The organism is Streptomyces olindensis, from assembly GCF_040645895.1.
GTDB lineage: Bacteria > Actinomycetota > Actinomycetes > Streptomycetales > Streptomycetaceae > Streptomyces > Streptomyces olindensis.
Map to the genome: position 1 here is coordinate 1 of NZ_JBEYZD010000150.1, position 6,204 is coordinate 6,204.

General features: G+C 71.4%; 4 protein-coding genes and 1 tRNA gene. 3 read left to right on the forward strand and 2 right to left on the reverse strand.

Features of this window, described 5'->3' with window-relative positions; translation table 11 throughout:
- Positions 1-178: 178 nt before the first annotated feature.
- Both ABZ948_RS40575 and ABZ948_RS40580 read right to left on the reverse strand, forming a co-directional pair.
- Positions 179-1,717, reverse strand: coding sequence for an MFS transporter (locus tag ABZ948_RS40575; protein WP_359768148.1), 1,539 nt, complete (start codon positions 1,715-1,717; stop codon positions 179-181).
- 167 nt (positions 1,718-1,884) lie between these two features.
- Positions 1,885-2,529, reverse strand: a complete 645-nt coding sequence (locus ABZ948_RS40580; RefSeq protein ID WP_359768149.1) for a TetR/AcrR family transcriptional regulator — start codon at positions 2,527-2,529, stop codon at positions 1,885-1,887.
- Positions 2,530-2,859: 330 nt separating this feature from the next.
- On the opposite strand from ABZ948_RS40580, the gene ABZ948_RS40585 reads away from it, so the two are divergent.
- The 3 genes from ABZ948_RS40585 (at position 2,860) to ABZ948_RS40595 (ending at position 6,169) form a co-directional block, all read left to right on the forward strand.
- Entirely contained in the window at positions 2,860-4,176 is a 1,317-nt protein-coding gene (locus tag ABZ948_RS40585; protein WP_359768150.1) for a M6 family metalloprotease domain-containing protein, read from the forward strand.
- Positions 4,177-4,264: 88 nt separating this feature from the next.
- Positions 4,265-6,004 (forward strand): IclR family transcriptional regulator domain-containing protein, encoded by a 1,740-nt coding sequence (locus tag ABZ948_RS40590; protein WP_359768151.1) that lies wholly within the window; start codon positions 4,265-4,267, stop codon positions 6,002-6,004.
- 89 nt (positions 6,005-6,093) lie between these two features.
- Positions 6,094-6,169, forward strand: a tRNA-Arg gene (locus ABZ948_RS40595).
- The last annotated feature ends 35 nt before the right edge of the window (positions 6,170-6,204 follow it).

Here is a 6,204-nt window from a genome sequence, read left to right on the forward strand (position 1 = left end):
GCATCAGCACGCCCACCGATCCCCGGCCCACAACGTTCGCCGATCCCCGGCCCACCTGGCACACCGCTCCCGGCTCCACTCACGCGGGAGCCGGGGCAGGTCCTGGATTCCGTAGGTACGGGGCGTCCCCTTCCCCGTGCCTACGGATGGCCCGAAGGGGTGTTTCCCGGTACGGCCGTCAGTGGGCGACGACCGGGATCTGCACCTCGTCCGCCGCGCCCTCGCCGGAGCCGGTCACCGCGGTCATGTTCGGGCGGCCGGCGTTGACGAAGGTCAGGGCGATCGCGGCGGCCACCACGAGGATGCCGACGGCGAACCAGATGGCGCTGGTGTAGCCCTGCACCATGCCCTCCAGCTGGACCAGCTGCTGCTGGGACCGGCTGGTCGCCCCCACGATGTGGTCGGCGATGTAGGACGTGGTCGCCGAGGCGGCGATGGTGTTCAGCAGGGCCGTGCCGATCGCGCCGCCCACCTGCTGCGAGGTGTTGACCATCGCGGAGGCGACACCGGAGTCCCGCGGCTCGACCCCCTGGGTGGCCAGCGACATGGCCGGCATGAACGCCGTACCCATGCCGAGACCGAGCAGCAGCATCGCCGGCAGCAGCAGGGCCGCGTACGAGGAGCCGATCTCCAGCTGGGTCAGCAGCAGCATGCCGAGCGCGGCGACCAGGAAGCCGGGGCCCATGAGCAGGCGCGGCGCGACCCGGGTCATCAGTCGGGTGCCGATCTGGGTGGAGCCCGTGATCATGCCCGCGATCATCGGCAGGAAGGCGAACCCGGTCTTGACCGGCGAGTACCCCTTCACGATCTGCAGGTAGTAGGTCAGGAAGAGGAACAGGCCGAACATCGCGATGATCGCGAGACCGAGGGAGAGGTAGACGCCCCCGCGGTTGCGCTCGGTGACCACGCGCAGCGGCAGCAGCGGGGCCTTGACCTTGGCCTCGACGACCACGAAGGACAGCAGCAGCACGGCCGAGGCGACGAACATGCCGACGGTCACGGAGTCGCTCCAGCCTTCCGACTCGGCGCGGGTGAAGCCGTAGACGAGGGCGACCAGGCCGAGGGTGGACAGGATCACGCCGGGGATGTCGAGCGGGGAGCGGTTGCGGCCGCCCTCCGGCTCACGGATGACGAAGTAGGCGCCGGCCGCGGCGATGACGGCGAACGGGATGTTCACGAAGAACGTCCAGCGCCAGTCCAGGTACTCGGTGAGGAAGCCGCCCAGGATCAGGCCGACGGCGCCGCCGCCACCGGCGATCGCGCCGTAGATGCCGAACGCCTTGGCGCGCTCCTTGGCGTCGGTGAACATCACGGCGAGCAGGGAGAGCGCGGCGGGCGCGAGCAGGGCGCCGAAGACACCCTGGAGGGCGCGGGCGCCGAACATCATCGCCTCGTTCGTGGCAGCGCCGCCGAGCGCGGAGGCCGCGGCGAAGCCGCCCAGGCCGACGACGAAGGCCTTCTTGCGGCCCCACAGGTCGGCTATCCGGCCGCCGAACAGCAGCAGACCGCCGAAGGCGAGGGCGTAGGCCGTGACGACCCACTGCCGGTTGCCGTCGGAGATGCCGAGGTCCTGCTGGGCGGAGGGCAGGGCGATGTTCACGATGGTGGCGTCCAGGACGACCATCAGCTGGGCGAGCGCGATGAAGACGAGCGCTTTCCAGCGGCCCGGATCCGGTTCGGCCGGGGTGTTCAGGGCCTTTGAGGCTGTTTCAGACATGGAGGTACCCACTTCGGGACTTCGTGACGGAAAAAAGATGACGAAAGGGAACGGCTCGCGCCTGTGGGGACGGCCGTAGGGACTGCTGGACTAACAGGTCAGGACGGTCAGGGGCTGCTCGGTCAGGGGCTGCTCGGTCAGGGGCTGCTCGGTCAGGGGCTGCTCGGTCAGGGGCGGCGCAGGTCCTCCATGGTCACGGCCGCACCCGGCAGGGTGGAACGGGCGGGAGCCCGCAGCCCGTCCAGGAACAGCTGGAGATGACGGTGGACGAAGCGGTCGGCACGGAAGCAGTCCGTACCGGCCGGGGGCCTGCTGAGCTGGGCGACGGCGATCATGACGTCTCCGACGTCCACGTCGGAACGGAGCTGTCCGGCCGCCCTGGCCCGGTCCATGACCTCCGCGATCAGCGACTCGACCCGTTCACGCGCGGCCTCCAGGTCCGGGTGGTGCTGGTCGAACGTGCTGGAGACCATCGGGCACAGGGCGCTGATCCGCTCATCGGCGGCGGCGTGCACGAAGCGCTCCAGCGCCTCGAACGCGTCGCCGCTCTCGGTGAGCGCGAGCTCGGCCGCGGCGGCCGTACGGTCCATGACGGAGCAGACGACCTCGCGGACCAGCGCGTCGCGGTCCGGGAAGTTGCGGTACACCGTGGCATTGCCGACGCCGGCCCGGCGGGCGATCTCGTCGAGCGGCACCTCGGGGCCGTGCTCGACGAACATCTCCCGGGCGGCGGTGACGATCCGCTCCCGGTTGCGCAGGGCGTCGGCGCGCGGCCGGGGCGCCTTGCGCTGTACGGGGGTTGCGGTCTGCACGGCGTACTCCTGGTTCGTGGTGAGTAGTACTGGTACTGGTACTGGGATCTCGAACTGTCGGGCCGGGATCCGGGGAAGGCCTCCCCGTTTCGCTCGACACATGGCTAAACGGGGAGTGGGTCCCCGGTATTTCCCGCCGCCGGGGAATTTATCTGTGACCTGGCACACATGCAGGAGCTGCGCCCCGGCCCTGCGGAGCTACCCGCCGGAAACCCACGATCGGTCTCCTCCAGCGCGCGTCCCTCCACCCCGCGACGCAGGGTGATCGCAAGGGTGCAGTCGGACACCGGCGGCTGCCACGGCGCGGGAGGTCCCTTGCAGGTCACGTCCATGCAGCCGCAGCCCCGGCGCCCCCGGCCGGGCAGCGCGGGGCCGCCCGGCCGCCGGATATCCCGGCGCCGCCTGGCCGCGCTGGCCTGCGTGACCGCCCTGACCTTCACGGTGAGCACCTCGGCCGGCACGGGCCGCCTCGCCCCGGGCACCACGGCGGCCGGAGCGGGCCCCATCGCGCTCTCCCGCGACTCCGCGCACGGCCCCTGCATGATCCGCGGTGCCCGCGAGGTCCAGATGTCCGAGGGCATCCCCACCTCCGACGGCTACTCCCGCTCCACCGGCACCGTCCGCGCCCTCACCCTGATGATCGACTTCTCGGACGCCCCCGGCGAGGGCAGGGCCCTCAACCGCTTCCGGGAGTTCTTCCCGCAGACCCGCCAGTGGTTCCGCACCAGCTCCTACGGCCGCCTCGACTACCGCCCCGAGACCCCGATCCCGTCCTGGCTGCGGATGCCGAAGTCCTTCCGCGAGTACGGCATAGAGCGGGGAGCCCCCTTCGAGCCGGGCTACCGCGCGCTGGTCCAGGACATCGTCGCCGCGGCCGACCCGAAGGTGGACTTCCGCAGCTACGACCTGCTGAACGTGCTCGTGACCCCCAATGCCGGCCCCTCCGCCCTGGACACGGTCCTGTCCGTCACCTTCGCCGGCAACCCCGAGGCACCGCGGGCCGACGGCGTCCCCGTCGCCAACGCCTCCTTCGTCTACTCCCGCCAGGACGACGGCTCCGGCTCCTACGGCCGCACCGGCTACCGCGTCCTCCCCCACGAGAACGGCCACGTCTTCGGCCTGCCCGACCTGTACACCGCGGAGGGCGGGGGCGCGGTCGGCCACTGGGACATCATGAGCGAGGACTGGGGCGCCAACAACGACTTCCTCGGCTGGCACAAGTGGAAGCTGGGCTGGCTGGACGCGGACCAGGTGCACTGCGCGTCCTCCCCCGGCACCACGGAGTACACCCTGACACCGCTGGCCCTGGCCGGGGGCCCCAAGCTCGTCGTCGTCCCCCTCGACAGCAGGACCGGCTACGCCGTCGAACTGCGCACCCGCGCGGGCAACGACGAGACGGTGTGCCGCCCCGGCGTCCTCATCTACAAGGTCGACGCGGAGGTGGACACGGGCATGGGCCCGGTCACGGTCTACGACTCCCGCCGCGACAGCGGCGGCTGCACGCGGGCCCCGAACGTCCATGCGGAGCTGTCGGACGCGCCGTTCAAGGCCGGGGAGACGTTCAGAGATGCGCGGAGGGGGGTCGTGATCAGGGTGGTGGGGGCGGGGGCGGACGGGGGATATCGGGTACGGGTGGCCAGGGAGTAGTGCCGGACCAGTGGCCGACCAGCGGTCCCTCCGCCGAGCCTCGTCCGGATTACCGTAGGCGTGCCGCGACCGCCGTACCGGAGAGCCGATGCCAGCGAAGCCCATGCCCGAGACCCCCGAGGGGTCCGCCCGACCGGCTGACGAGAACGGGGAGCGGGGCGGGAGGACGGCTGCGGTCGACTCGGGACGGAGCACACAGACGGACACTCCACAACCTCTGCCGACGGAGGCGGTCACTCCGCTCATCCGCGGGATCGCGGTGCTGCGGGAGCTGACGGAGGCGGGCGGCACGCTGAGCCTGAGCGGCCTGGAACGCGCCACCGGCCTCGCCCGCTCCACGGTCGACCGCATCGCGGCCACGCTCGCCCGCATGGGCTACGTCCGCGTCGACGGCCGGGACGTGCACCTCTCCCCCCGCCTGATGGAACTGGGCAACGCCTACATGTCGGCCCTGCGCCTCCCCGCCCTCCTCTCCCCGCACGCGGACGCCCTGGCCGACGAACTGGACGAGTCGGTCTCCCTGGCGGTCGCCGACCGCGACGGCATCCGCTTCATCCACCAGGCGACCCGCCGCCGCGCGATGTCCCTGAGCTTCCGCATCGGCGACCTGCTCCCCGCCGAACGCACCGCACCCGGCCCCCTGTTCGCGACGGAGTGGACGGCCGCGGACTGGCAGCGCTGGCGCGAACGCAGGGCGGCGGACCCGAGGGACCTGTCCTTCACGGCCGTACCGCCGCGCACGTACGGGGCGGACGCGAGGTACGACGAGGACTTCGCACGCCGCGTGGAGGAGGCGTCGGCGAACGGCTGGGCCGTGGACGACCAACTGATCGAACCGGGCCTGGTGGCGATCTCGGCCCCGATCCGCTCCCCTCACGCGGACGGCGAAGCAGCCGCTGGGGAAGTCCGGATCGCATGCGTGGCAAGCATCGTCAGCCACACGAGCCGCCACACGGCACACGACCTGCGGACGACCCTCCTCCCGAGGCTGCGGACGGCGATGACGCGGATGGAGGAGGAACTGCGCCACACCCCGCCCCCGGAGCCGGGCCCACCCCCCTCGGACCTGGCGCTCTGGACGGGCGAGTCCAAGCTCCGACTCGGCCGCGACTTCATCGAATCCCTGGCGCGCGGCCTGACGGTCCTCACGGCGTTCGGCGAGGGCAGGCCGGAGCTGACGCTCACGGAGGTGGCCCGGGCGACGGGCCTGGCCAGGGCGACGGCCCGGCGGGCCCTGATCACCTACGAACACCTGGACCTGGTGACGACCCGGCGATCCCGCACCTTCACCCTCACCCCCCGGGTCCTCTCCCTCGGCTACCCACCCCTCTCCCGCACGTCCCTCCCCGAGATCGCCCAGCCCCACCTGGCCGACCTCACGTCCCGCATCCACGAGTCGACGTCACTGGCGGTGCTGTCGGACTCCGGCGAGGAGATCCAGTACACGGCGAGGGTGACGACGGGCCGGGTGATGAGCGTGAACATCACGGTGGGCACGCGCCTGCCGGCGTACGCGACGGCAGGAGGCCGAGTCCTCCTGGCAGACAGAACCGCGGCGGAGACGAGCCAGAGCACTTTGGCCTCGATCCGCTCGGATGGCTACGCCTTGGTCGACGAGGAACTGGAGGAAGGCCTCCGCTCCCTGGCGGTCCCCATCCGCGACCGCGCCGGAAGGGTGGTGGCGGCCCTCAGCACGGCGATGCACGCGACCCGCCGCTCCCACCGCGAATGCGTCACGGACCTACTCCCCCAACTCATGTCGACAGCCACCCGCATCGAATCGGACCTCCACACCGCCACCCGCTTCACCCACGTCCCCCTGACCTGACCCCCACACCCACCCGACCCGCATCCGGTACGCTGACGCCTGTGGTCTTCCCAACCACAGGCACGCCGCTCCTTGCGTCCGCTGCCACCGCCTTCGTAGCTCAGGGGATAGAGCACCGCTCTCCTAAAGCGGGTGTCGCAGGTTCGAATCCTGCCGGGGGCACCAGGTCAAAGGCCCGGCACCTCCGAAATTTCGGAGGT